Raw genomic sequence first — 26,078 nt, forward strand, 5'->3', positions numbered from 1 at the left:
GGCTTCGGGGCCTCGCCGACCCTCGGCGTGCGCGCGTCAGGCATGTCCCGGAACCGTCGCGTCCCCCTAAGCTGGGCCAGATGTTCGCGAGTGGCCGTCGCGGTCCGTCCGGCGAGATCCGCCGGGCGAGCGGGGGCCGGGAGGCGGTGACGGCGATGTCGAGCGGGGAACGTGGGCAGCTCGAGACGGTGGCCGTGGGCGCGCCGGAGGCGGGCCTGGGTCAGCTGCTGGCCGGGCTGACCGCCGTCCGGGACGGCGACTTCAGCACCAGGCTGTCCGACGAGGGCGAGGGCCTGCTCGGCGAGATCGCCGTCGTCTTCAACGGCATGGTCGACCAGCTCTCGCTGTTCACCTCCGAGGTGACGCGTGTCGCCCGCGAGGTCGGCACCGAGGGCCGCCTCGGCGGCCAGGCCGACGTGCCGGGCGTCTCCGGCAGCTGGAAGGCGCTCACCGACTCCGTCAACGCCATGGCGGGCAACCTGACCACCCAGGTCCGCGACATCGCCCAGGTGGCCACCGCCGTGGCCAGCGGCGACCTCTCGCAGAAGATCGAGGTCGACGCGCGCGGGGAGATCCTGGAGCTCAAGAGCACCGTCAACACGATGGTGGATCAGCTTTCCTCCTTCGCCGACCAGGTGACGCGCGTCGCACTGGAGGTCGGCACCGAGGGGCGGCTCGGCGGGCAGGCCGAGGTGCCCGGCGTCGCGGGTGTCTGGCGCGACCTGACCGACTCCGTGAACTTCATGGCCGGCAACCTGACCGGTCAGGTCCGCGCCATCGCCCAGGTCGCCACCTCGGTCGCGCAGGGCGACCTGACCCGCAAGATCGAGGTCGACGCGCGCGGGGAGATCCTGGAGCTGAAGACGACCATCAACACGATGGTCGACCAGCTCTCCTCCTTCGCGGCGGAGGTGACCCGTGTGGCACGCGAGGTCGGCACCGAGGGCAACCTGGGCGGTCAGGCCACCGTGCGCGGCGTCTCCGGCACCTGGAAGGACCTGACCGAGTCCGTCAACGTCATGGCGGACAACCTCACCGCACAGGTCCGTTCGATCGCGCAGGTCACCACGGCCGTCGCCCAGGGCGACCTGACCCGCAAGATCGACGTCGACGCGCGCGGGGAGATCCTGGAGCTGAAGACGACCATCAACACGATGGTCGACCAGCTCTCCTCCTTCGCAGCCGAGGTCACCCGCGTCGCCCGCGAGGTCGGCAGCGAGGGACGCCTGGGCGGCCAGGCCGAGGTTGAGGGCGTCTCCGGCACCTGGAAGCGGCTGACCGAGAACGTCAACGAGCTCGCCGGGAACCTCACCCGGCAGGTCCGCGCCATCGCCCAGGTCACCAGCGCCGTCGCCAAGGGTGACCTGACCCGCTCCATCAGTGTCGACGCCTCCGGCGAGGTCGCCGACCTCAAGGACAACATCAACGCCATGGTCGAGTCGCTGCGCGAGACCACCCGCGCCAACCGCGACCAGGACTGGCTCAAGACCAACCTCGCCCGCCTGTCCGCCCTCATGCAGGGCCGCCGGGACCTGCCCGTGGTCGCCGAGCTGATCATGGACGAGCTCACCCCGCTGGTGGAGGCCCAGTACGGCGCCTTCTACGTGGCGGCGGAGGGCCTGGACGGGCCCCGGCTGCACATGATCGGCGCCTACGGGCGCGCGCCGGGCGAGCCCACCAGCTACGCGTTCGGCGAGACGTTGGTGGGCCAGTCGGCGCGCAGCAAGCGCACCATCGACGTGGAGAACCTGCCGCCCGGCTACGCCACCATCTCCTCGGGCATGGGCCGGATCGCCCCCACCGCGCTGGTCGTGCTGCCGATCATCGTCGAGGACCAGGTGCTCGGCGTCATCGAGCTCGGCTCGGTCACCCCGTTCACGCCCGTCCACCGTGACTTCCTGCAGCGGCTGATGGAGACCATCGGCGTCAACGTCAACTCCATCCTCGCCAACGTGCGCACCGAGGAGCTGCTGGGCGAGTCCCAGCGCCTCGCGGTCGAACTCCAGGCACAGTCCGGCGAGCTGCAGGCACGTCAGGACGAACTGCAACGCTCCAACGCCCAGCTGGAGGAGAAGGCCGCGCTGCTGGTCTCGCAGAACAAGGACATCGAGACCAAGAACCTGCAGATCGAGAAGGCCCGCCAGGAGCTGGAGATGCGCGCCCAGCAGCTCTCGCTCGCCTCCAAGTACAAGTCGGAGTTCCTGGCCAACATGAGCCACGAGCTGCGCACGCCGCTCAACTCCCTGCTCGTGCTGGCGCAGCTGCTCGCCCAGAACCCCGGGCGCAACCTGACGCCCAAACAGGTCGAGTACGCGGGCGTCATCCACTCCGCCGGCTCCGACCTGCTCCAGCTGATCAACGACATCCTGGACCTGTCCAAGGTCGAGGCGGGCCGGATGGACCTCAGCCTGGAGGAGGTCGCACTGCGCGGCCTGCTCGACTACGTGGAGGCCACCTTCCGTCCGCTGACCGGCGACAAGTCGCTCCACTTCCGGGTCTCGGTGGCGCCCGGCACGCCGTCGGCGATGGTGACCGACGAGTCCCGGCTGCGGCAGGTCCTGCGCAACCTCCTCTCCAACGCGGTCAAGTTCACCGAGCGCGGCGGGGTCGACCTGCGCATCTCCTGCCCCGCGCCGGACGAGCTGCCGCCCGGGGTCGAGGGCTACGGTCCCTTCATCGCGTTCGAGGTCCGCGACACCGGCATCGGCATCTCGGTGGACCAGCTGACCACCATCTTCGAGGCGTTCCAGCAGGCCGACGGCACCACCAGCCGCCGTTACGGCGGCACCGGTCTCGGCCTGTCGATCAGCCGTGAACTCGCGCAACTGCTCGGCGGCGTCATCACCGTCACCAGCCGCCCGGGCGAGGGCAGCAGCTTCGTGCTGCACCTGCCGCTGCGGCACCCGGAGTCGCCCGACCACGCCGACGCCGACGTGCCCGCGCAGATCTCCCGCACCGCCGCCGGGAACGGCGCCGCCGGATGGGAGCCGGACGGCTTCACCGCCGTCGGGGCTCCCTCGGAGCGACGCCTGCTCGTGGTCGAACGCGAGGCGCGCGGCCTGCTGACGCTCGTCGCCGAGAGCGCCGTCGGCGACCTCGCCGCCGCCGACCCCGACGGCAGCCCCGTCCGGCTCAGCACGGTCACCGGCGTCACCGAGGCCGCCGCCGTGCTCGCGCTCGACCAGCAGCACTGCATCGTCGTCGAACTCGCCGACCAGGACCCGCAGCTGTGGAGCTTCCTGCAGGCGCTGGAGGAGGACCACGCGCTGCGCGGCATCCCGCTCGTCGTGCACGGCCGCGGCCTGACCGGCGCGCACGAGCAGACCCTGCGCGAGCGCACCGGTGCCCGCCCGCTCGACGTCACCGACAGTCTTGACGAACTGCGCGACCGCGTCCGCGAACGCCTGGCCACCCAGACCCCGGCGCCCGTTCCCGTCGTCGCGCGCACCGCGGCGGTGGCCGTGGCCGTCGACGAGCGGCTCGCCCGGCGCACGGTGCTGGTCGTCGACGACGACGTGCGCAACGTCTTCGCGATCAGCCAGATCCTGGAGATCCAGGGCATGCGCGTGCTGCACGCCGACAACGGGCGCCTGGGCATCGAGACACTGGTCGCGCACCCGGAGGTGGACCTGGTGCTGATGGACGTGATGATGCCCGAGATGGACGGCTACCAGGCCACGGCGGCGATCCGGTCGATGCCGCAGTACGCGACGCTGCCGGTCGTCTCGGTGACCGCCAAGGCCATGCCCGGCGACCGCGACAAGAGCCTCGCGGCCGGGGCCGACGCCTACGTCACCAAGCCCGTCGACGCGCGACAGCTCGTCGCCACCATGCAGGAGGTCCTGGGCCTGTGACGGATCGTCCGAACGGACCCTCCTCCGACCCGGCCGAGCCGGGCATGCCGCACCCGCGCCGCAACGGCGTGGGCGCCGCGCCCGGTGTCGGGCGGCTCGCCGACACCGTGGAGCGGGTCGAGGCCGTCCTCGGCGCGGCCGACGGTTCCGCAGAGGCGCGCGTCCTGGTCGACCGGGCCACGGGCGTGCTGATGGAGCGTCTGGGCTGTGGCCCGGAGGAGGCCCTGCGCGAGCTGCACGCCCGCGCCCGCGCGCAGGGGCGGGCGCTGCTGCGCTGCGCGGACGAGGTCCTCTCCCACCCGGCCGATGACGGCGCCGCCACGCCCCCCGCACTGCCGCGCTGGCACGCCGAGGACGGCCAACGGGCGGTGACCGCGATCCTGGACCACGCGCTGCAGCCCTTCGGTGCCGACAGCGTCCAGCTGTGGGCCGTCCGCGAGGACGGTGGCCTGCGGCTCGCCGGCCGGGCCGGCGTGCGGCCGGCGCCCGGCGCACACCGGGCCCCGGCCGCGACCCCCGGCGTGGCGGCCCAGGCCGTGCGCGGCAGCATGCCGGTGTGGGCGGACACCTCGCCCGCGGTGTCGGGCGGGGCTTCGGGCGGGGCGGTGACTGTCGCCGTACCGGCGATGCGGCGCGGCCGGGTGATCGGCGCGCTGGAGATCAGCTGGACCAGCGGCGCACCCACGCACGACGACCGACTCGAGCGCGAACTGCTGGCCCTGGCCGAACTGGCCGCCCACACCCTGGACGACCCCGCGGCCCCCATGCCGCCGCTCCCCGCCCCGGACGAGGTGCCCGCACCCGCCGCGACTCCCGTCGTCCACGACGCGGACGAGACACTGCGCCGACTCGCGGACAGCCTCCACGACCCGGCCCTCGTCCTCACCCCGCTGCCCGACGCGTCGCCGTGGGACTACCGCATCGCCCACGTCAACGAGAACTTCGCCGACCCCGCCGGGCGGCCCGCCGCGCTGGTCGAGGGCCGGACCCTGCTCGAGGCCTACCCGGGCTTCGGCGGCCCCGGCGAGCTGGCGGAGCGGATCGCCTACGTCCACGCCACCGGGGAGTCGTTCCGGTCCGACGGGCTGCCGCTGGTCGCCGACATCGGAGCCATCCCCATCACGGTCCGCGCCCGCGTCGGTGTCAGCCGCATAGGCGACGCCGTCCTGCTGACCTGGCGGGTCGACGAGGACGACGCCCGGCTGGGGCCGATGCTCCAGCACGCCCAACGGCTGGGCCGCATCGGCGGGTTCGAGGACGACCTGCTCACCTCCCGGGCCACCTGGAACCCGGAGCTGTTCGAGCTCTTCGGGCTGTCGCCCCAGAGCGAGCCGCTGCCCCTGTCCCACCTGCGCGGACGGGTCCACCGCGACGACCGCGAGGCCTTCGACGCGTTCCTCGCCGGGGTGACCCTCCATCAGGAACCCCGCGAGGTGTCCGTGCGGTTCCACCGCGGCGTCGACCACGTGGTCCGGCACGTCCGCGTGGTGGCCGAACCCGTCGTCGACGAGACGGGCAACCTCGTCGCGATCCGCGGCGCCTGCCAGGACGTCTCCGCCCACCACTGGACCGAGGTGGCCCTGAGCGCCACCCGTGACCAGCTCGCCCACACCCAGGCCGAGGCCGACGAACGGGCCCGCCTCGCCCGCCGCCTCCAGCACGCGATCATGCCGCCCACCCCGGGCACGGTCTCCATGGCGGGCCTGACCATCGGCGTCCGCTACCGCCCCGCCCACCAGGACCACGCGGTCGGCGGCGACTGGTACGACGCCGTGCCGCTGCCCAACGGCGACGTGCTGATCTCCGTCGGCGACGTGGCCGGCCACGGCATCGAGGCGGCCACGGGCATGGTGGCGCTCCGCAACGCGCTGCGCGGCCTCGCGACCACCGGCGCGGGCCCGGGACAACTGCTCTCGTGGCTCAACGACGTCGCCTTCCACCTCACCGAGAACGTCACGGCCACAGCGGTGTGCGGGCTCTACCAACCCGACCGCCGCCTCTTCCGCTGGGCCCGCGCCGGCCACCCGCCGCCGGTCCTGCTCCACGAAGGCGCCTCACGCTCGGTCGACTTCGGGCACGGCATCCTGCTCGGCGCCATCCCGGACGCCTCCTACGCGGAGCAGGAGATGACGCTGCCGGAGGACGCCACCTTGCTCCTCTTCACCGACGGCCTGATCGAACGCAAGGACAGCAGCGGCCTCGACGACCTCCACGCGGCGCTTCGCAGCGCGTCCTTTCCCGCTTCGGGTTCGCTCGCCGACCAGCTCGACCACCTGCTGGCCCAGAGCCGCTCCGACACCGACGACGACACCTGCCTGATCGGCATCCACCGTCCGGCCAAGGGGTCCGAGCAGTCCGTGCCCTGATCGCTCGCTGATCGTTGGGTCTGGAGTGACTGGTGTGGGCTATCCGTCGAACCTGTCGGACGAACAGTGGGCGCTGGTCGAGCCGCTGCTGCCACCCTCCCGGATGGGCCCGAAGGGCGGCCGACCGGAGAAGCACCCGCGTCGCCGGATCGTGGACGCGATCTTCTACGTCGTGCGCACGGGGTGCTCCTGGCGGCAGTTGCCCAAGGACTTCGCGCCCTGGCCCACGGTGTACTGGTACTTCTCGTGGTGGCACGACGACGGCACCGTCGCGCGGATCCACGACGCCCTCCGGGAGGGAGAGGCCGCCGTGATCAGCTCACCGCTCGAAGAACCCGTGTCGCTGGTTTCGGACTCCGGCCGACGGGGTGTCACCACCGCGGTGGGCGGGCCTCCCAGGCCGGGCGCTGGAGATCGGCGTTGTCCACGATGACGTCGGCGTGGTCGGTGGGACGGGCGGTGGCGAGGTAGAGCTGCTGGGCGGGGATGTAGCGGTCGCGCCAGGTCCGTTCGATGGCGGCGGCGTGGGTGGGAGATCCGGCCGGTGCGGTGCCGCGGTGCTGGGCTCGGTCCACCGTCTGCTCGAACGGTACGGAGACGAAGACGCGCAGGTCCCATCGGTCCACGAGCTCCGGGCGCAGCAGGAAGACGCCGTCGAAGAGCAGCACGGCGTCTTCGGGGGCGGTCATCGCCGGCGGCAGGTACGAGGTGTCGGCGTCCGCGTCGTAGACGGCGTGCCGGAACCTCCGGCCTCCGCCCGGCCCCAGCGGGTCGAGCAGCACCCGGCACAGGGCGGCGTTGTCGTGGGCGTCGAAGTAGCAGCCCTCGGCGGAGTACTGGCCGCGTCGGTAGCGCTGCGCCCGGGGAAAGAGGAAGTCGTCGATGGTCGCGCGGATGACGTGGCGGCCCCGCGCACGCAGGACGACGGCGAGTTCGTCGGCCAGCGTGGTCTTCCCGGCGGCGGGCGGCCCGTCGATGGCGACCCGCAACGGATGCGCGGCCCGGAGGGATCCGATCGCCTCGGCCAGCCGGTCGACGAGCTCGCCGCGGGTACCGTGATCCATTGGTGCCGCCCCTCTCGCGGAGTCTGTGTGCAGTGCCCCGGTACGTGCGGATCGCGTAGCCGCACGATCGGTGTTCGGCCGGCCCTGCCCCAGGTCTCCGCGCTCCGCAGGGGAGCTCCTCCCCACGGCCAGGTCTCGTTCTGCCAGTCCTCGGTCGCGACGCGCAGCCAGTGGCGAAGCCCTGGAACGGCCGCCCGAACCATCGCCACGCGGACGAGCAGGTGGCGCCCTGACTGGGCGGCGGCTGGGAATCCCGCGCCGCCGCCCTCCACGGTCAGCGGTACTTGAAGTTCTCGACCGCCTCCAGCATGGTCTGCCCCAACGCGTCGCTCCCGGCGTGGCCGCTGTCCTCGACGATGTGGAGCTTGGCGTCCGGCCACGCCTTCGCCAGCAACCAGGCTGTCTGGACCGGAGAGCCCATGTCGTGTCGTCCGTGGCCGAGCACCGCGGGGATCCCGGCCAGGCGGTCGGCGTTGCGCAGGAGCTGGTCCTCCTCCAACCAGGCGCCGTTGCTGAAGTAGTGGGCACAGATGCGGACGAACGCGATCTGCGCGTCCACGTCCCGGTTGCTGTACATGCCCGGGGTGCCGTTGGGCTCGTCGGAGATCACCGCGTCCTCCCAGGCCAGCCAGTCGGCGGCGGCCTTGGCCCGGACGGTGCGGTCGGGGTGCTCCATCAGCCGGGCGTAGGCGGCGAGCAGATCGCCCTCGCGCTGGTCCGCCGGGACGCCGTCGCGGAACCGGTCCCAGGCCTCGGGCTGGAACCGTCCGGCTCCCCGGTAGAGCCAGTCGATCTCGCTGCCGCGCGTCGTGGTCACCGCCTGGATGGTGATCTCGCTGACCCGCTCCGGGTGCCGTTGGGCATAGGCCAGGATGAGCGTCGAGCCCCAGGAGGCGCCGTTCAGCATCCACGTGTCGATGCCGAGGTGCTCGCGCAGGCGCTCCATGTCCTCGACCAGGTGCCACGTGGTGTTCAGGCTCATGTCCGCCGCCGGATCGCTCGCGTGCGGGGTACTGCGCCCGCAGTTGCGCTGGTCGAAGCGCACGAGCCGGTAGCGCTCGGGATCCCAGGCCCTGGCCGGCCGCTGCGATGTGCCCGCGCCGGGGCCGCCGTGGACGTTCAGGACGGGCTTGCCCTCGGGGTTGCCGAGCTGTTCGTAGTAGACGCGGTTGCCGTCCCCGGTGTCCAGCATTCCGCAGTCGTAGGGACTCGTCGGAGCGTAGAGAGGAGCCATGACAAACGATCGTACGCAGTGCACGGCAAGGCTTCCACCGAGCCCCGCCCACACGGGGATTGGCCGCGCTCAGGGCTTGAGCGCCACGCCGCCGAACATCCCGATCCGGTCGTCCCCGGCGCGAACGTGCTCGTCCGGCCGCCACCGCGACAGCATCACCAGGCCCGGGGCGACCGGCTCCAGGCCGTCGAAGAACGCGGCGATCTCCTTACTGCTCCGCACCGCGGTCTTCACCGACGAGCGGGCGTAGGCCTTCGCCGTCGCGCGCATTCCTTCCGGGTTCAGGTCGGAGGTGACCTGTGACAGCACCAGTGCACTGCCCGGCGGGACGGCGTCCATCAACGTGCGCACCGCGCCGTACGGGTCGTCCTCGTCGACGACGAAGTGCGTCACGGCGACCAGCAGCACCGCGACGGGCCGGTCGAAGTCCAGGCGGGCGCGCACCAGGGGGTCCTGCAGGATCTCCGTCGGACGCCGGACGTCCCCGGCGACGATCGTCGCGGCCGACGGCGCGGCCTCCTCGCGGTGAACGCGGGTGTGCGCAAGGACGATCGGATCGTTGTCGACGCCGACGATCCGCGCGTCGGGCCGCACCGACAGCGCGGTCTCGGCGGTGCCGCCGGGAGCGGGCAGGCCGATGCCGAGATCCAGGAACTGATTCACGCCGCTCTCGGCCAGGTGCCGCACCGCGCGGGTCAGAAAGGCACGGTTGACGCGGGCGAAGTCCCGGACCGGCATGGTCTCCATGGCCTGCTCCGCCGCCGCGCGATCGACCGGGAAGTGGTCCTTGCCGCCGAGGAGGTAGGAGTAGATGCGCGCCGGCGTCGCCACGGTCGGGTCGATCAGGTTGCTGTCCAACGGCTCCGAGCCCGGCACGTCGTCCTCCAACTCGTCGACATTCCCTGTCACCTGAGCGTAACGTGGGTCGCCCGCACACCACTCGACCTCGGGCATCGACAGGAGTCGACCGAGGGGCGACAGGGTCGCTCACGAGCGGTCACGACGCGGGCCCGCGGCTCAGAGGAGCTTGCTCCGCCGCGTCGTGCCGCCCTTCGCTGGGGCCTTGCCGGCGCGGCGGGGTTTGCGCGGGCGTGGCTTTGCGAGGTCCTCGCTGAGGTTGATGCCGGGGCGGGCCTGGGACTCGGGGGAGTGCCCCGGTTGGCACGAGACGCAGTACGCCTGGCTGGCCGGACCGGTCGGGTACTCCATCGTCGGCGGGGGCAGGTAGTGGGCGCCGCAGTCCAGGCAGAGGTACACGGAGCGCGTCGGGTCGTCGGGCGTGGTCATCAGGCGATCCTCCCGCTGCCGCCGCACGAGGTGCAGGGGCCGTAGTACCGGTGTTCCTTGGCAACGGTGTTGCCGTTCTGGTCCGTCTCGTAGGTGTACTCGACCTTCTCGGTGCCACCTCGGCCGCCGCACGCGGTGCAGCGCTGGTCCGGCATCGGGGCCTCCGTCGGTGAGGGTCTTTCCACGCTACCCGGAGCCCGCCCCGCCGGTCAGTCACTCGGACGGGTTGCCGGCGGGAACGGCGCACCTGCGCGCCCGTCAGGAGCGTTCGCGCCCCAGGACGTCGGTCCAGGCGTGGTCCCAGTCGTAGACCGTGCTCTCCTCGCCGGGCGGGACGCACGTGCCGCAGGCGCGCAGGAAATGCTCGACGGAGGGGCGGGGGGCCTCCAGGACGGCCTCCGCCGCGCCGGAGCGCAGGTGGAGGCGGATCGCGGTGGACGTGGTGGGGACCACCCGCACGTCGCCCTCGCCGACCGGCGCGGTCAGACCCGCCTCCAGCAGTTCCCGGGAGAGCAGCCAGGTGAGGTCGCCGAGATCCGGTCCGTCCGGCCCGCAGATCCCGGGGAAGGTGAGGCGTATCGCGAACGGGTCCTGGCGCCGGTAGGCCAGCACCGCGGGCACCGGCACGCCACCCGGGGACCGGTCGGCCAGGACGAGCGTGACACGGTGCTCGATCTCGGAGAACAACGCAGCTCCTCGGGGGCGGGGTGGGGGTGGGCACGGCTTGGCAACGGTGTGTCGGTCGGGTCCGGTCAGGACACGGCCCGCCGACACACCGTCGGGTCGCGCCTGCCCCGTCTCCGCCGTCGGAAACGGGGCTGGGAGCCCCCCGTTTCGAAGGTCAGATGTTCTCGTCCACGGCGAGGCCCCGGCGGAGGTTCGCCAGCGCGCTCGCGAGCAGGCGGGAGACCTGCATCTGCGAGACGCCGATGCGTTCGCCGATCTCGGACTGGGTGAGCTCGTCGACGAAGCGCATCCCGAGGATCCGGCGGTCGCGTGCGGACAGGCGGGCCATCAGGGGCTTCAGCGCGGCCACCGCCTCGACCTGCTCGAAGCGTTCGTCGACGACGCCGACACGGTTCTCCAGGGGGCTGTCCTCGTCCGGGTCGGCGGTGCCAGGGGTCTCCAGCGTGCCGGCGGTGTAGGCGTTCGCGGCCAGGCGGCCGTCGATGACCTCCTGCTCGGGCAGGTCGAGGTGGTCGGCGAGCTCGCGGGTGGTGGGGGCGCGGTTGAGTTCCTGCTCCAGGACGTCGTGGGCTTTGGCCAGGCGCAGCCGCAGCTCCTGGAGGCGGCGCGGCACGTGGACGGCCCAGCTGGAGTCGCGGAAGTAGCGCTTGATCTCGCCGGTGATCGTCGGCAGGGCGTAGGTGAGGAACTCCACGTCCCGGTCGAGCTCGAAGCGGTTGATCGCCTTGATCAGGCCGACCGTGCCGACCTGGATGATGTCCTCCATCGGCTCGTGCCGGTGCGAGAACTGCGAGGCGGCGAAGCGCACCAGGCCGAGGTTGAGCTCGACGAGCGAGTTGCGCACGTAGGAGTAGTCGGCCGTCCCCTCCTCCAGTGAGCGCAGGCGGGCGAACAGCACCCGCGAGAGCTCCTTGGCCGTCGCGGTGTCGACGGTCGCGGGATCCGGTATGTCGGGCAGCGGCTGTGCTTGCGGCAGCGCCTGCGTCTCGGGCGACATCCGCGTTCCGGGGAGTGCCGCGCCTGGCGCGGTGACGGCACTGTTGCCGGTCTCACGGGTCTCCGGCATGCGGGCGCCGACGACAGGTGCGGTGGCGGTGACAGTGCGGGGCATGAGGCTCCTCCGTCGACGTGGCCCCCGCCGCCGTTCGCGGCGGGGCCCGGTTTCTTCGGGCATCTTTCGCCGCCTACCCCGATCCGTCGGGATGATGCACGGCGGACGTGTCCGTTCCGTGATGTTGCGGTGGGCATCCTCGGGTGGCGCGTGCCGTGGTCTCCACGTTCTGCCAGGTCGGCGCGGTTCAGCCGGGATCCCCGCAGGAGTCCCGGGCGAGGGTGCGGAACTCGGCCCAGACGCGCTTGCCGGGTCCGTCCGGCCCGAGGTCGATCCCGACGCGGTCGGCCGCGCGCAACACCAGTCGCAGCCCGTGACCCCCGGGCCGCGCGGGGGCCCGCGGGAGCCGGATCGCCGGCAGCCGCGGGCTGGGGTCCGCCACCTCGACGCGGATCGCGTCCTGGCCGGTGGCGGCGAGTGCGAGCCACAGGGCGCCGCCGCCGTGCCGTGCGGCGTTGGTCACCAGCTCCGACACGACGAGCACGATGTCGCCCACCCGACCGAATCCCTCTCCGCCGGGCACACCCCAGGAGCAGAGCGTGAGCAGGGAGAAGTCGCGGGCGGCGGAGGCGGGCGCCGCGTTGTCGTGCAGCCGCAGTCTCGCCCGTCGGCAGGGGGCCGGTCCGTCAAGGGGCCAAGGCCCGCACGCCCGCTGGGAGTCCACCGCGCACCCCGCATCTCGTTCCGCTGGCCCGTGCCGTTCGTCGGTCGCGGGCGCCGCAGGGCCGACGGGCGGCAGCCCGGCAGGCCGGAGCCCCCGGGGCCGGGGGAGTGGTACCCGGGGGCTCCGAACCGGTCCGGGCCAGGTCTGCCCCGGACAGGGGGCGTCTGACCGCTCGTGCCCTCCCGCAAACGTCGCGGAGGCCGGCACGGGACGAGCCCGGCGCACGCGAACCGTCGCGCCGCGCATGAGGTCGTCGCCGCGCGGGAACGTGCGCGATAGCCTCTGCGCTGAGGCGACCACCGACCAGTTGGAGACCGCACGCATGTCCGAACAGTCCGAGACGCCCGCCACCGACTCCGTCCAGGACCGGTTGACCGTCTCGGTGCGCAGACACGGGGGAGCCGGCGTTGTCGCGCTCGCCGGAGAACTCGACCACGACACCGCGCCGACCTTCGCGGACGCGGCGCTCGCACTGGCCGACGAAGGCGTCGCGCACCTCGTGATCGACTGCTCCGCGCTGCGTTTTTGCGACTCCACCGGCCTGAACGTGCTGCTCAAGGCCCGGCTGCGCACGGTCGACGACGGTGGCAGGTTCGTGCTGGCGGGGGTCGGTCCCCAGCTGCGCCGGCTGCTGGAACTCACCGGCGCGGACGGTGTCTTCGAGACACGCGCCGACGTGGCCGCCGCGCTCTCGGAGGACGCGTGAACGGCCCCCGCGCCGGAACCGGCGTCCAGCCGGCGGCGCCCGACCGCCAGGTGCGGCGGCTGGGGCTGCGCGGAGTCAGCGGACCCGTGGGCAAGGCCCGCGACTTCACCGGGCGCGCGCTGGCCGAGTGGTGCTGGGCGGACCCGCGGGCGGACGACCCGGACGAGCGCGAGCGCGCGGAGGACGTGCTGCTCGTGGTCTCCGAGCTGGTCGCCAACGCGATGACGCACGGCGGCGGCGTCCTGGAGCTCGTGGTCACCCTGGAGGGCGACGCGGTCGTCGTCGGCGCGACGGACGGCGAGGCCCGCCCGCCGACCGTGCCCACCCCCGGCGATCCGGCCCGCCCCGGCGGTCACGGGCTTCAGGTGGTCCGCCGCCTGGCCACCTCGTGGGACTCGACCCCGCAGCCGGCCGGCAAGACGGTCTGGGCCCGCTTCGAGCGCTGACCACCGCGTGGCGGGGGCGACAGCAGAAGTGCGGCGGCCGGGAGCGTACGCACCATGTCGGTCGCTCCGGCCGCCGCGGCGGGCGGGCCTACGGCTGGCCTACGGCACGGCCGTCGGGGGAGGCCCACGCGCGTGATCATGAAATCGGCCTCGGAGACCATCGTGCAGCGCGCATCGTCTGTGCAGCGAATCGGCCTCTTCGGCGGACGGCGCCCCGCGCGCCGTCCGTCTCAGGACAGCGTGCCGACGAGCCCACCGTGCCGACGGGGCCGCGCCGCCGCCCCACGCGCCGCCTCGCGGGCGATGTTGCGGGTCATCCCGCCGAAGACGAACGTGTGGAAGGGCGCGACGCTCCACCAGTACAGGTGGCCCGCCAGCCCGCGCGGGTGGAACAACGCCCGCTGCACGTAGCGGGAGCGGTGCGGACCGTCGGGCTGGACCCGCAGTTCCAGCCAGGCCAGGCCCGGCAGTCGCATCTCCGCGCGCAACCGCAGCAGCCTGCCCGGCTCGATCTCCTCCACCCGCCAGAAGTCGAGCGACTCGCCGACCCGCAGCCGGTGCGGGTCGCGGCGTCCACGTCGCAGTCCGACGCCGCCGACGATCCGGTCCAGGCCACCGCGCAGCGCCCAGGCCAGCGGGAAGGAGTACCAGCCGTGGTCGCCGCCGATGCCCTCGACCACCCGCCACAACGCCGCCGCGTCCGCCGCGACCGCGGCCTGCCGCACGTCCTCGTACAGGGAGCCGCCCGCCCAGCCGGGGTCGGTCGGCAGCGGATCGCTCGGCGCGCCGGGGACGGCGGCCGAGGACCAGCGGGTCGCCACCTCGGCGTCCTTGATCCGGGCGAGGGCGAGCCGCACCGCGTCGTCAAAGCCCAGCAGGCCCTCGGGCGGGTCGCGGACATAGCGCTTGATGTCGTCCTCCCGGCAGACCACCTCGTGGCGCAGCGACTCCACCAGCGGCCGGGCCAGTCCGGCCGGGACGGGGGTGACCAGGCCCACCCAGTGGCTCGACAGCCCCGGCGTGAGCACCGGCACGGGCACCACGACGCGACGCGGCAGCCCGGCGACACGGGCGTAACGCAGCATCATCTCCCGGTAGCTCAGCACCTCCGGCCCGCCGATGTCGAAGCTGCGGTTCACCTCCGGCGGCAGCGCGGCCGCGGCCACCAGGTAGCGCAGGACGTCGCGAACCGCGATGGGCTGGATCAGCGTGCGGACCCAGCGCGGGGTCACCATGGCCGGCAGCCGCTCCGTCAGATGCCGGAGCATTTCGAACGACGCCGAGCCGGAGCCCAGCACGACCGCCGCGCGCAGCTCCGCCGCCGGCACGGCCCCGGCGCGCAGGATCTCGCCCACCTGCGCGCGCGAGCGCAGGTGCGGGGAGAGCTCCGACGCGGCGACGCCGCGAGGCAGCAGCGCACCGAGGTAGACGATCCGGCGGGTGCCCGACCGGGCGGCGGCGTCCGCGAGGTGGGCCGCGGCGGCCGCCTCGGTCGCCTCGAAGCCGGCGCCGCTGCCGAGGGAGTGGACCAGGTAGTAGACCACCTCGACGCCGTCCAGGGCCCGCGTCAGCGAGGCGGGATCGGCGAGGTCGGCGCGGACCGTCTCGACACGGTCCGCCCACGGCTGGTCGCGGAGCCGGTCGGGGTTCCGGCTCAGGCAGCGCACCCGGTAGCCGGCGTCGAGCAGTTCGCGGACCAGTCGCCCGCCGATGTAGCCGGTGGCGCCGGTGACCAGGCACAGCGCCGCGCCGCTGGGCCGCGCGGCCTGGGGCGCGGCATGGGTCCGCACGGTCCGTGACATGGCACCACCTCGACGGCCGGAGCAGCGGCGACCGCGACCGGCCACCACCCGCCCAACCTCACGTCAGCACCGCCGCCCGGACGACCCGCACCGATCCCGCATCGTCTCCCCGCCGCCCCTCCCCAGCCCGGTCCCGCCACACCCGGCCCCGGCCCCTTCGGTCGGCGCTCCGGCCTCCGGCCTCCGGCCAGGCCCCCGGCCCGGTCCCGCCCGGCCGCGCCCCTGCCCCCGGCCCCCGCCCCCGGTTCCCGCGTTCGGTCCTCCGGTCCTCCGGTTCCTTCGGGCGGTGCTCCAGCCTCTCGCCCGGTCGGCACCCGCCCTGGCCTCCGGCCCCGGCCCGGCCCTCCGCCCCCGGTCTCTGCCCCGGTCCCCGCATTCGGACTCCGCCCTACGCCTCCGGTCCCCGGCCCGGCCAGGCCGCGCCCCTTCCCGCGGCCCCGGTCTCTGCCTCCGGCCCCGCCCGGCCGGGCCCTGCGCCGGACCCCTTCCCGCCCCTTCCCGGCCGCCGTTCCGCGCCGGATTCCGCGCGTACGGCGTGACCATCCGATGATCATCGCGTTAGGCCGTCCGGGACGCCCCGGTTCGGCGGACGGATGCCGACGACCTCCCGGGGCGGGGAGGAGTGGACATGGGCCGGCTCCAGGCGGGCGCCGCCTCGTCGACGCGGTACGACGGGACGGCCCGTATGGCCTACCTGATGCTCCCGTCGTCCATCGACCGACACCGGCGGGTCCTGCTCGCGCACCGCGCCGCCCGGCGGGCCGCAGGCGCGCCCGACCCGGCGCAGGCGCGAGCCGTGGTGCTGCGACCGGCAGCGAGCCGGACGGGCGTTCGTGCAGCCGGTTCGAGCAGAACGTCATGGCCCAGGTCCGGTGGACGCCGTCGCCCGGCGGCCCGTCCTACCTGCTGGCGGCAGGCAGTCGCCGGGTGCGTCGGATCACCCCACCCGGCGGTCCCAGCAGCGATGTGGCGGCCCAGCACGTCCTGACGGTGCCGTGGACGCGGAGTGGCCCGGTCCAGGCGGTGCTCGACGACGGCACGGTGATCCGGCCGCTGCCGGCGCAGCGGTGAGGCGCTGCCCCGGCCGGGCCGGCGACGCGGAACCCCAGGGGGCGCCTCGGCCACGACGACCCTGGGTCCGGTTCGTGGGCCAGGAGCGCCCTGCCCGGACCTGGACCCGGTTGGCGCGCGTTGCGCGCCCGCGCACGGAACGATGCATCATCGATGCGAGAGGAGGCGCCAGGGTCCGGTGAGGACGCTGGGGCCAGGATCGAGTACCCGGAGGACACCATGTCCCGTCCCGCACCCCGACGGGTCGCGGCCCGGTGAGCGAGACGGGCCTGCCGACCGGCGAGGTGGCGCGGCGGCTCGGGGTCTCGCCGGTGACGCTGCGGTCGTGGGAGCGCCGCTACGGGATCGGACCTGCTCAGCGTGCCGAGGGACACCACCGCCGCTGGACCGACGCCGACATCGCCCGGCTGGAAACCATGTGCCGGTTGACCGCGCAGGGCCTGCCGCCCGCGGAGGCGGCCCGCGCCGCGGCCGCGCACCCCTCGCCCTCGGCGGTCGCCCCTGGCGCTCCGCCTGGCGCCTACCCGAGCACGTCGCCGGCCAACGCGCTGCCGGCAGCATCGCCCGCCCCAGGCGCCGCCGCAGACTGCGCCCCGGGCTCCGCCGCGGATTCTGCCCCGGGCTCCGCGTCGGGCTCTGCACCGCGCACCGCCCCGGGCCCGGTCCCGCGTACGGAGGAGGCCGAACGTCGCCGCCACGCCCGCGGCCTGATCCGCGCCGCGGACCGCCTCGACGCCCCAACCCTCCAGGAACTGCTCGGCTCCGCCCTCGAACGCTGGGGTGTCGAGGGTGCGTGGGAGGACGTGATCGCCCCGACGCTGCGCGCGGCAGGGCGCCGCTGGGCCACGCTGGGCGAGGCCTACGTCGAGGTCGAGCACCTGCTCTCCTGGCACGTCGCCACCGAACTGCGCCGCCACGTACCGGCCGTGCCGCGCACCGGGCCGGTGGTGCTGCTGGCGGCTACGCCGGGCGAGGAGCACACCCTGCCGCTGGACGCCGTCGCGGCGGCGCTGACCGCTCGCGGTGTCGCCTTCCGGATGCTGGGCGCCTCGGTTCCGCCGCTCGCCCTGGCCCAGGCCTACCGGCGCCTCGGCCCGGCCGCCGTGCTGCTCTGGTCCCAGTCCCGCGCCACCGCCGCCCCGCAGCTCGCCACCGACCTGCTCGCCCTCCCCTTCGGCGTCGCGGGTGCCCGCCACAGCCCCCTGCTCCTGCTCGGCGGCCCCGGCTGGCGCTCCCTCGGCGCCCCTCGCACGGCTCACCAGCCCCCGAGCCTGCGCACCGCCCTCGACGCCATCACCGCCGCGGTCACCGCGTCCCGACTTGCGCCCGCGACGCGCTGACCGCGCGCGGTGGCGCCGGTGGGCGCACCGGGGTGGCGGCGCGCCCACCGGGATCCGGTGGGGTGGCAGGACGTCAGGCAGTGGCGACGCCGTCGCTGTAGCCGGACATGTAGAAGGTGCCGAAGCCGTTCTGCACCGGCGACCCGCTGTCGTTGACGGCGTGCAGGATCCCGCCGCCGCCCGGGCCGTTGAGGCAGACCGTCATCAGGTCGGTGAAGACCACCCCCGGGGTGTCCGGCACCTCGTACGCGCGGTCGGTGTAGATGTTCGCGTTCAGGTCGAAGAAGCAGTAGCTGCCCAGTCCCCACGCCTGGTGGGAGGCGACCGAGTCGGCGACCTTGTAGGCGGCGTAGCCGAGCGTGCTGCCGTGCGTCCACGCCGACTGCGTCGGCACGTCGTAGGGGTGCTCGTTCTGGAAGAAGTAGGTGCGGCCGCTCTCGCCCCGCCACAGCACCTCGTACTTCTGGTAGTGCTCCACGGCCAGGCCGTAGGCGGTGACCCGGTCGCCGTTGACCTCGATACCGGTGTCGGCGGGGTTGACCGTCCAGCCCACCGTGCCGTCGTTGCCGTGGTCGGCGCGCCACAGCCACAGGTTGTCGCAGATGACGTCGTTGCTGTCGATCCGCACGCTGACGCTCGCGCCGCCCGCCACCGCCCCGCCGATGCGGGCGTAGACGTCGAACAGCACCGTCGGGTCTGCACAGTGACGGGTGCGGCTCTGGCCGTCACCGACCCGCAGCAGCACCGGGGAGCCCGACGAGGCCGCCTCCAGCAGGACGCCCGCGACCGAGACGCCGCCCACGTCGCCGACCTCGACGAGCGCGTTGCCGTGGGTGGCCTGGAGTGTGGCCAGGCCCAGGCCCAGCACGACGGTGCCGGACCGGCGCACCCGGATCGGGGCGGCCAGCGGGTAGACGCCGGGGGTGAGCAGCAGGTGCTGCCCGCGGGCCAGCGCCCGGTTGATGGACTCCGCGCTCTCGCCGGGGCGCGCGATGTGGAACCGCGACAGCGGCACGGTGTGCCCGGCCGCCGGTCCGGAGGTCCAGGTGGGCCCGGCCGAGTCCGTGCGCAGGGCGGGGACGAAGACCTCGTAGGAGCCGTGGCGGCCCAGGGTCAGGAAGGGCTTCTCGCGCACCGTCGGGGTGTGGTCCACCACGGTCCAGGCGGGGTTGGGGAAGTGCTGCGCGGGTGCGCCCTGGGTGCCGACGAAGACCATGTTCCAGTTGGAGCCGGTCCAGGAGCCGAAGCTGTCGTTGCGCGAGAGCCACTGCTGCTGCGAGCCGGAGTCCACCTGGCCGTCCACCACGCTGTCGGCCAGGAAGCCGCCGCTGGACCAGCGGTTGCCGGGCGGGCTGGGCCACAGCGTCATGTCGCCCTTGACGTGCGTGCGGCGCATGGGACCGGCCTGGGCCACGGCCCAGCGCTCCAGGCCGTCCGGCGGGACGATGCACAGGTTCTCGGCGGCACGCCAGAAGTTCTGTGTGCCGTTCCCGCCCAACCACTGTGCGTCGACGGTGACATGGCCGTTGATGACGACGTCGTCCGGGGACGCGCCGAGGCCGAGGACGTGGGTGTAGAAGCCGACGTTGATGTCGACGGTGTACGTCCCGGGCAGGAAGGCGAGCGCGTAGCGCTCGGTGCCGAACTGGTTGGACTGCTGGGTCGCGAAGACGGCGTCGACCTGGGCCTGGATCGCCGCGTCGCCCATGGAGGGGTCGAACAGCAGCACGTTGGGGCCGAGGTCGGCGCCTGCGGATCTCGCCGCGGCGGTGGCGGCCGAGGCGGACGCGGCAGGGAGTGCGCCTGCCAGCGGCAGCGCGGCGGCCAGGGCGAGGGAACTGCGCAGAACGGTACGGCGGTTCGGGGCGACGGGCATGGCTCTCCCAGGAGTGGCGGGTGAGGTGGCACCTGACGGGCGGCGCTCAGAGAGCGCTCTCGCGAGGGGAGTGAAGCACTGTCGGCGCACATGCGTCAATACAATGGAGGCAATCCACCCCTGGACTCCCCCCACGCCTTCAACTCCTGGAGGCAGCAGTCTCGTCCGAGCTCTCGATGCTGTCGCCGCGAGGGCGCAGAATCGAGGGCATGGACGAGAACCGGCTCGGCTTCGGCGCGGAGCGCATCCGCCGCGACATGGGCGCGGCGATCTTCGCGCGGATCGCCGGACCCGACGGCCGCGCTGTCGCCGACCGGATCCACGACACCCCCGGGCCGCGCTGGTTCGCCCCGGACCGCCCCATCCGCACCGTGCACGCGGACGCGTCCATGTTCGTCGGCGGCCTGAGCGCCCTGCTGTTGCAGACCCTGCACCCGCTCGCGATGGCCGCCATCGACGCCCACTCCGAGTACCGGCACAACCCGTGGGGCCGTCTCCAGCGCACCAGCACCTTCCTGGCCACCACCACCTACGGAACCGCCGACGACGCACAGCGCGCCGTCGACCGCGTACGCGCGGTGCACGCGCGGGTCCACGGCACGGCCCCCGACGGACGGCGCTACGACGCGACCGACCCGCACCTGCTGGAGTGGGTCCACCTCGCCGAGGTCCGCTGCTTCCTCGACGCCCACCGCCGCTACGGCGCCACGCCGCTGACGCCGGAGGAGCAGGACGGCTACGTCGCCGACGCCGCTCTGGTGGCCCGCGCCCTGGGCGTGCCCGATCCGCCGCTGGAGCTGGCCGAGGTCGAGCGGCGCTTCGCGGCCTACCGCGCTGAGTTGGGCGCCACCGCGGCCGCGCGGGAGGCCGGCCGCTACCTCGTGCTGAACCCGCCCCTGCCGCTGGCGGTCAGACCCGCCTACCTCGCGCTCTCGCTCGCCGCGCTGGACCTGCTGCCCTGGTGGGCCAGGACGGCGCTCGGACTGCCGTTGCCGATGCCGTTCCGCGCCTCCGCGCCGGTCGCCGGGCACCTCCTCGTGCGCGGCATCCGCTGGGCGACCCGCCCGGCCGAGCGGACCCGGGCAACCTCGGAGCCGGAAGACTGAGCCGGAAAACTGAGAGCGGGTCGGACCCCGCGCCACAGGGGCGGGACGCGGGGTCCGGACCGGGGCGAAGCGGGCCGGCGCCGGGGGATTGCGCCTCGCCTCGCCCGTGTCGGCCGCGGGCCGTCCTGCCGTGCCGACGGACGGCGTCTGCCCCGTCCCCGCCGCCGCAAACGGTCCGCCCCATCAGGTGTGCGCGCGGGATTCCGGGGCAGACGCCGAGGGCACGGCCCGCCCGCGGCCGGTGTTCCCGCTCGTACGAGGGAAGAGGAGATTCCCGTGGAGTCCGGCACTGCGGCCCTGCGTCAGCACAGCGCCTACGAACCGGCGATGGACCTCGCCGGCTTCGTCGTGCACGCGTCCGACGGACGCCTCGGCGAGATCGACGCGGCCCTTCCGCAGGACGGCGACCGGGGGGACGCCCCGGCGCGCCACGCGCGGCGGCTGCGCCTCCCGGTGGACGCGATCGTCTCGATCGACCTCACGGACCGTGTCGTCCACCTGGACCGCACCCGGGACGAGATCCGTCGGCCCCGTACCCCGGCCGGCGCGGGCGGGGCCGCCTGGTACCTGCTGCGCGAGGGTTGATCAGGCCCAGCGGTAGTCGCTGACCCCGCCGTCCGTGACCGCGGTGGCGCCGTGGACCGTGTCGTCCAGCGCCCAGACGGTGTAGCGGCCCACGGGCAGCGGGGTGATGACGGCGGCGTACACGGTGCGGTCGGGCAGGTGACGCGGGCGCACGGCGGCGTGGGTGCGCTGCTGCGGCCGGTCCTCGGGGCTGACGTGGATCTCCACCCCGTTCTCCGCCGCCGTGGTGTGGATGACCAGCGCGCCGGTCCCGGCGCCGATGTCCAGCAGGACGCTGCCCTGGTGGGACGGCGCGGGCAGCGGAGGATGCGCGTGGGCCTGCGGGTGGGCCTCGGGGTGCGGATGAGGATGCGGGTGGGGCAGGTGCGCGTGCTGCTGCTCGCGCAGGTCGTGGGGCGTCACGGTCGGCTCCCTCGAGATCGGTGGAGCTCCGGTGCCCGACGGCGGGAGGCACGTGCCGTCGGGCACCGGAGCGGTCAGGGTCGGCGGTCGGGCCGGGCCGCGCGAGTCAGTGCGCGGGGTGGTGGTATCCGTCGAAGGGGACGCCCAGGAACGGGAAGGTGTTCAGGAACGGGGTCCCGAGGGAGGCGGGCGTGAGCCCGTCGGTGACCACGCTCGCCGCCGCGTCGGGGGTGTAGGTGGCGACCAGCGCGTATGTCACGCCCGCGATGGCGCGCAGTTCGACGGTGACCACGTCGTCGAAGACGCGACGCCCGTTGGGGAACCCGGCCAGGTCGCCGCCGAGCGGGCCGAGGATGTTCGGGTGGGTGGAGGGCCGGATCGCGACGTTGAGGCGCAGCATGTCGGCCTCGGTGGTGCCGGTGAAGTTCTGGAAGCCCGGGATGATGCCCTTCGGGATGCCCGTCAGCAGGATAGCGAGCAGGTCCGCGCGGGGCTTGCCGGACGCGTCCAGCGCCGCCAGGTTCGGGAACACGCCCGGGTAGAGCACCGGCAGCAGCCCGGCGAGTTCGGGCTTGGCGACGTAGGAGGCGAACTTCTTGTCGTCGGCCGGCGGCAGCGCGTTCCACTCGTCCTTGCGGGCCATCGGCACGATGACCTCGTTGAACAGCGGGTTGCCCAGCCGGGAGACCTGCACGAAGGGCCCGGACTCGGACTCCTTGCCGCGGCCGGGCTCGATCACGCGGGCGGCACGGCGGCTCGCGGAGGTCCACACGCCGATCACGGAGCGGGGGTCGTCGACGTCGCTGCCGGTCCAGCAGCCGCGGGTCAGCTCGTCGATCGGGACCTGCAACGCCAGGCTGTGGACGTTCAGCTGCTTGGTGGCGTTGACGCCCGGAGCGGCCTTGAAGTGCATCGCGGCAGCGAAGACCTGCAGGTTCTGGAACGGGCGCAGGTTGCCGAGGTCGAAGATCGAGCCGAGGTCGACGTAGAAGCCCTCGGCGCGCTGGCCCGCGAAGACCTTCCGGCGCCCGCCGAGGCTGTGCACGGCCTCGTGCGCGAGAGCGGGGTAGTCGGGTGTGGACAGCGGGCCGATGTTGCACGGCGGGCACAGCAGGTCCCGGCCCAGCACCGTCTCGCGGCCGCCCGCCTCGACCCGGGTGAGCGTGTAGGTCTGGAAGCGGTTCCAGTTCGGCGAGGTCAGCGAGGTGATCGGGCCGGTGTTGTAGAGGAACGTGTCCTGGTTGCGCAGGTGGGTGGTGAAGCGGAACTGGTAGGTGACGTCGGGGCGGCCGTCGCCGTCGTTGTCGATGTGGATCTCGTACAGCACGTCGTCGCCGAACTCGTAGAAGTTCGGTCCGCCCGCGGGGCTCTGGAGCGGGATGTAGTTGGCGATCAGCGTCACCGTCCCGTGGTCGTCGGGAGTGACGAACGCGTACAGGTCGGTGCTGTCGGCGACCGGGTCCTTGGCGATCTCGGGGGCTTCGCGGTGGGAGGACAAGACGAACCTCGCAGGGTGGGCGGGAGAATCGGGCGAAGGCAGGGGCGGGGGTTCCGGCCGGGGCCAACAGGGGTGAGGCCCCGGCCGGAGTGACCCGGGGGTTGCCCCGGGGGTCCGGCGTCGGCTCAGCGGGCCGCGCGCAGCAGCTCGGAGACGAGCTTGCGGTCGTGGACGCGGTAGTGCCGGTGGCCGTGGAAGATGTCGAGCTCGCCGGTGTGGGGGTCCAGCACCCGGACCATGAACGGCTCGTCGGACTTCTCCGGCTCCCGCTGGTCGGGCGCCGCGGCCGTCTTCTCGGCCGCCGCGGCGGTGCCGGCCGCCGCGGCGCTCAGGGCCAGGCCCGCCGCGACGGTCGCCGCACCGGCCACGGTGGCGTGCTTGATCAGGCCGCGCCGTGACAGGGGTGAGCCGATGTCGGAGGGGCTGGTGTCGGGGGAGTCGGGCATGGGCGTTCCTCCGGGTTTCGTGGGGTGCCGCGGTCACCGGGCTCCGTGCCGACCCGCCGGCACCGGGTGGAGCCGACTTCCAGCGGGGAACAGGCCGATGAGGCGGAGAGAGGTTCCGGGGCGAGGCGGCGACGGTCGAACGCAGTCAAGCCCCGGCGATAACGGTCAGTCAAGCATCGATCACTGAACGCGATCGGCGGCGAGGTCGCATCAGGGAGCGAAAAGCCCAGCTCACGGCCCTGGGGTCGGGGCTGACTGGGTGAAACTGGCGCCACGCGGCGGGAGCGACCCGTCCGCGCCGCGCCCGGCACCGAATCAGCGGTGACGGTCGGTCAACGGCGGGGCGAGCCACCCCGGTCCGGCGCTTCGCCATGCCCCGGCGGACGCCCCGGCGGGCGTCCACGGCAGCGGTCAGCGACGCGGCGGGCGGGGCAGGAAGCCGCTGGTGCGCGCCCGGTAGGCGGCGTAGCCGGGCCGGTCGGCCATGTGCCGCTCCAGCAGGGCCTTGCCGCTGCCGGCCGTCAGCAGGAACGTCATCACCAGCGGGGAGACCAGCGTCGCCGCGGCGACCGGCAGGCTGACGCACGCCAGCAGGTACAGGCCCCACCACACCAGGAAGTCGCCGAAGTAGTTGGGGTGGCGCGTCCACGCCCACAGCCCCCGGTCCATGATCCGGCCCCGGTTGGCCGGATCGGCCTTGAACACCCGCAGTTGGTGGTCGCCGACCGCCTCGAAGGCGACCCCTGCCGCCCACACCACCGCGCCCGCGAGGGCGAGCGGGCCTATCCCGCGCGGCGCGTAGCAGGCGGCCTGCACCGGCAGTGACACCAGCCAGACCAGGGCGGCCTGGAGCAGGTAGACCATCCGCAGCGCGTACCAGGCCCGCCGGGCCCGGCCCGGACCGGCCTTGGCCAGCAGCCGCTCGTACCGCGGGTCCTCGCCGTGGCCGCGTCCGCGCCGGGCGATGTGCAGTGCCAGCCGCAGCCCCCACACCACCGTCAGCGCGGTGACCAGCGCCTGCCGTCCGCCGTCGCCCTGTCCCTGCGCCGCCGCCACGGCCCACGAGGTCACCGCGACGGTGGCGAACGCCAGGCCCCACGCACTGTCGACGATCCGGTGCACGCCTTTGGCCAGCGCGAGGGCGAACGTCACCAGCAGCACGAGCAGCGCGGCGCCCGCCGCCGCGCCGAGGTTCACCGCGCACGCCGCCCACGGGAATCCGCTCACCGTGCCGCCCTCGGTGAGGGCCGCCCCGGTCCCGCCGTCGGCTCGGCCGGGCGCTCGGCGAGGATCTGGTTGACGCCCATCCGCCCCTGCTCGAACGCCAGCGAACCGCCGACGAGGTAGAGCCGCCACACCCGCGCCGTCACCGGCCCGACCAGGTCCACCACCTGCGCCCAGCGCTCCTCCAGGGTCTCGTGCCAGGCGTCCACCGTCGCCACGTAGTGCTCCCGCAGCGCCTGCACGTCGCGGATCTCGAAGCCGGCCGCCTCCAGCAGCGAGACGGTGCCGCCCAGCGGACGCATGTGCATGTCGGGGGCGATGAACGACTCGATGAACGCGCCCCCGCCCGGTGCGTGGGCGCCGCGCGACATCTGCTGGAGCAGCAGCCGCCCGCCCGGTGCCAGGGCCCGGCGCAGCAGGCGGGCGAAGTCCGGGTACTGGTCGTCGCCCACGTGCTCGCCCATCTCGATCGAGGTGACCGCGTCGAATCCCGCGGCCTCCACGTCCCGCCAGTGCTGGTGACGGATCTCGACCCGGTCACCGAGCCCCTCCCGGCGCGCCCGCTCGCGCACGAAGAGGGCCTGCTCGGCGGCGAGCGTCACCCCGACGGCGTGCACGCCGTAGTGCCGGGCGGCGTGCACGACCAGTGACCCCCAGCCGCAGCCGATGTCCAGCAGCCGCGTGCCGGGGCGCAGCTCCAGCTTGCGGCAGACCAGGTCCAGCTTGTCGCGCTGCGCCTCGGCCAGGGTGCGGCGGGAGGCGGTGCCGGGCTCGGGATCGGTCCAGTAGGCGCAGGAGTACGCCATCGACGGGTCCAGCAGCAGCTGGTAGAAGTCGTTGGACAGGTCGTAGTGGTGGCTGATCGCGGCCCGGTCCCGGGCCTTGCTGTGCAGCGTCCCGCGCAGCCGCGCCTGCCCTCCCGGCGCTGCGGGACGCGGACCGACCGCGCCCAGCCGGGCGGCGGTCAGCGCGGCCCGCGCCAGCGACCCGGCCCCGGGCCGCTGCCGCACCAGGCCGCGTGCCTCCACGGCCTGACGCACCGTCCGCAGCGCCTCGCGCAGATCGCCCTCCACCTCCAGGTCGCCGCTGACATAGGCCTCGGCCAGGCCCAGCTCGTCGGGTTGCCACAGCAGCCGCCGCAACGCCCGCCGCGAGCGCAGCACCATCGTCGGGGCGCCCGCCGGGCCCGCGGTGCTGCCGTCCCAGGCCCGCAGCCGCAGCGGCGCCGGGGTGCCGGTCAGCTCCTCGACGAGCGGCAGCAGCCGGGCCGCCGCCCCCGAGGCGTGCGGCACGGAGGCGGACAGCGCGC

Annotated in this window: 23 protein-coding genes and 1 pseudogene; 9 read left to right on the forward strand and 15 right to left on the reverse strand. The window is 73.9% G+C overall.

Going from position 1 to position 26,078, the window contains the following annotated elements; genetic code table 11:
• Positions 1–155: 155 nt before the first annotated feature.
• The 3 genes and pseudogenes from ABH931_RS23490 to ABH931_RS23500 all read left to right on the forward strand — a co-directional run.
• On the forward strand, positions 156–3,854 hold the full coding sequence (locus ABH931_RS23490; protein WP_370116603.1) for a HAMP domain-containing protein: 3,699 nt from the start codon (positions 156–158) through the stop codon (positions 3,852–3,854).
• Complete coding sequence (locus ABH931_RS23495) at positions 3,851–6,220, forward strand: SpoIIE family protein phosphatase (protein ID WP_370116508.1); 2,370 nt, start codon at positions 3,851–3,853, stop codon at positions 6,218–6,220. The genes ABH931_RS23490 and ABH931_RS23495 overlap by 4 nt, the downstream gene beginning before the upstream one ends.
• Before the next feature lie 40 nt (positions 6,221–6,260).
• Positions 6,261–6,519, forward strand: a pseudogene (locus ABH931_RS23500) (transposase); the annotation flags it as partial.
• 72 nt (positions 6,520–6,591) lie between these two features.
• Here ABH931_RS23500 and ABH931_RS23505 read toward each other — a convergent pair.
• The 8 genes from ABH931_RS23505 to ABH931_RS23540 all read right to left on the reverse strand — a co-directional run bounded on the left by ABH931_RS23505 (position 6,592) and on the right by ABH931_RS23540 (position 12,099).
• Positions 6,592–7,284, reverse strand: a complete 693-nt coding sequence (locus ABH931_RS23505; RefSeq protein ID WP_370116511.1) for a cytidylate kinase family protein — start codon at positions 7,282–7,284, stop codon at positions 6,592–6,594.
• 274 nt (positions 7,285–7,558) lie between these two features.
• A complete protein-coding gene (gene pip, locus ABH931_RS23510) occupies positions 7,559–8,518 on the reverse strand; it encodes a prolyl aminopeptidase (protein ID WP_370116514.1) in 960 nt (319 codons plus the stop codon).
• A gap of 69 nt (positions 8,519–8,587) precedes the next feature.
• Positions 8,588–9,427, reverse strand: a complete 840-nt coding sequence (locus tag ABH931_RS23515) for an SAM-dependent methyltransferase (protein WP_370116517.1) — start codon at positions 9,425–9,427, stop codon at positions 8,588–8,590.
• Between the two features lie 108 nt (positions 9,428–9,535).
• Positions 9,536–9,805: a hypothetical protein gene (locus ABH931_RS23520; protein WP_370116519.1), complete on the reverse strand. Its 270-nt coding sequence runs from the start codon at positions 9,803–9,805 to the stop codon at positions 9,536–9,538.
• Complete coding sequence (locus ABH931_RS23525) at positions 9,805–9,960, reverse strand: hypothetical protein (protein WP_370116522.1); 156 nt, start codon at positions 9,958–9,960, stop codon at positions 9,805–9,807. Before ABH931_RS23525 ends, ABH931_RS23520 begins: the two co-directional genes overlap by 1 nt.
• Positions 9,961–10,063: 103 nt before the next feature.
• The gene (locus ABH931_RS23530; protein ID WP_370116525.1) at positions 10,064–10,492 is read right to left on the reverse strand and encodes an SsgA family sporulation/cell division regulator; all 429 of its coding nucleotides are present in this window, start codon (positions 10,490–10,492) and stop codon (positions 10,064–10,066) included.
• A gap of 154 nt (positions 10,493–10,646) precedes the next feature.
• Entirely contained in the window at positions 10,647–11,603 is a 957-nt protein-coding gene (locus tag ABH931_RS23535) for a SigB/SigF/SigG family RNA polymerase sigma factor (RefSeq protein WP_370116528.1), read from the reverse strand.
• Positions 11,604–11,790: 187 nt separating this feature from the next.
• The gene (locus ABH931_RS23540) at positions 11,791–12,099 is read right to left on the reverse strand and encodes an ATP-binding protein (RefSeq protein WP_370116531.1); all 309 of its coding nucleotides are present in this window, start codon (positions 12,097–12,099) and stop codon (positions 11,791–11,793) included.
• 490 nt (positions 12,100–12,589) lie between these two features.
• Between ABH931_RS23540 and ABH931_RS23545 the strand changes: the two genes are divergently transcribed.
• Both ABH931_RS23545 and ABH931_RS23550 read left to right on the forward strand, forming a co-directional pair.
• Positions 12,590–12,973 carry an STAS domain-containing protein gene (locus ABH931_RS23545; RefSeq protein ID WP_370116533.1) on the forward strand — a complete coding sequence of 128 codons (384 nt, stop codon included), beginning with the start codon at positions 12,590–12,592 and terminating at the stop codon, positions 12,971–12,973.
• Entirely contained in the window at positions 12,970–13,419 is a 450-nt protein-coding gene (locus tag ABH931_RS23550) for an ATP-binding protein (protein WP_370116536.1), read from the forward strand. The genes ABH931_RS23545 and ABH931_RS23550 overlap by 4 nt, the downstream gene beginning before the upstream one ends.
• A 230-nt stretch (positions 13,420–13,649) precedes the next feature.
• Here the strand turns inward: ABH931_RS23550 and ABH931_RS23555 are convergent, their stop codons facing one another.
• Entirely contained in the window at positions 13,650–15,221 is a 1,572-nt protein-coding gene (locus ABH931_RS23555) for an SDR family oxidoreductase (RefSeq protein ID WP_370116539.1), read from the reverse strand.
• Positions 15,222–16,079: 858 nt separating this feature from the next.
• Here ABH931_RS23555 and ABH931_RS23560 point away from each other — a divergent pair.
• Together ABH931_RS23560 and ABH931_RS23565 are read left to right on the forward strand one after the other, a co-directional pair.
• Positions 16,080–16,292: a hypothetical protein gene (locus tag ABH931_RS23560; RefSeq protein ID WP_370116541.1), complete on the forward strand. Its 213-nt coding sequence runs from the start codon at positions 16,080–16,082 to the stop codon at positions 16,290–16,292.
• A gap of 254 nt (positions 16,293–16,546) precedes the next feature.
• On the forward strand, positions 16,547–17,632 hold the full coding sequence (locus ABH931_RS23565; RefSeq protein WP_370116544.1) for a MerR family transcriptional regulator: 1,086 nt from the start codon (positions 16,547–16,549) through the stop codon (positions 17,630–17,632).
• Positions 17,633–17,705: 73 nt separating this feature from the next.
• Here the strand turns inward: ABH931_RS23565 and ABH931_RS23570 are convergent, their stop codons facing one another.
• Positions 17,706–19,508: an adenylyl cyclase gene (locus ABH931_RS23570; protein WP_370116547.1), complete on the reverse strand. Its 1,803-nt coding sequence runs from the start codon at positions 19,506–19,508 to the stop codon at positions 17,706–17,708.
• A gap of 209 nt (positions 19,509–19,717) precedes the next feature.
• Here ABH931_RS23570 and ABH931_RS23575 point away from each other — a divergent pair, with 209 nt between their 5' ends.
• Both ABH931_RS23575 and ABH931_RS23580 read left to right on the forward strand, forming a co-directional pair.
• A complete protein-coding gene (locus tag ABH931_RS23575; protein ID WP_370116550.1) occupies positions 19,718–20,614 on the forward strand; it encodes an oxygenase MpaB family protein in 897 nt (298 codons plus the stop codon).
• Between the two features lie 276 nt (positions 20,615–20,890).
• Positions 20,891–21,199 (forward strand): hypothetical protein, encoded by a 309-nt coding sequence (locus ABH931_RS23580; RefSeq protein WP_370116553.1) that lies wholly within the window; start codon positions 20,891–20,893, stop codon positions 21,197–21,199.
• On the opposite strand, the gene ABH931_RS23585 is transcribed toward ABH931_RS23580, so the two are convergent.
• The 5 genes from ABH931_RS23585 to ABH931_RS23605 form a co-directional block, all read right to left on the reverse strand.
• A complete protein-coding gene (locus ABH931_RS23585) occupies positions 21,200–21,601 on the reverse strand; it encodes a hypothetical protein (RefSeq protein ID WP_370116556.1) in 402 nt (133 codons plus the stop codon).
• A gap of 106 nt (positions 21,602–21,707) precedes the next feature.
• The gene (locus ABH931_RS23590) at positions 21,708–23,099 is read right to left on the reverse strand and encodes a DUF4331 domain-containing protein (RefSeq protein ID WP_370116559.1); all 1,392 of its coding nucleotides are present in this window, start codon (positions 23,097–23,099) and stop codon (positions 21,708–21,710) included.
• 125 nt (positions 23,100–23,224) lie between these two features.
• Complete coding sequence (locus ABH931_RS23595) at positions 23,225–23,545, reverse strand: hypothetical protein (protein WP_370116562.1); 321 nt, start codon at positions 23,543–23,545, stop codon at positions 23,225–23,227.
• A 411-nt stretch (positions 23,546–23,956) separates the two neighbouring features.
• A complete protein-coding gene (locus tag ABH931_RS23600) occupies positions 23,957–24,772 on the reverse strand; it encodes a DUF1295 domain-containing protein (protein WP_370116564.1) in 816 nt (271 codons plus the stop codon).
• A complete protein-coding gene (locus ABH931_RS23605; protein ID WP_370116606.1) occupies positions 24,769–26,073 on the reverse strand; it encodes a class I SAM-dependent methyltransferase in 1,305 nt (434 codons plus the stop codon). The genes ABH931_RS23600 and ABH931_RS23605 overlap by 4 nt, the downstream gene beginning before the upstream one ends.
• Between the last annotated feature and the right edge of the window lie 5 nt (positions 26,074–26,078).

Origin of the sequence: Streptacidiphilus sp. MAP12-33 (assembly GCF_041261265.1) — a bacterium.
In the GTDB taxonomy this organism is placed as follows: domain Bacteria; phylum Actinomycetota; class Actinomycetes; order Streptomycetales; family Streptomycetaceae; genus Streptacidiphilus.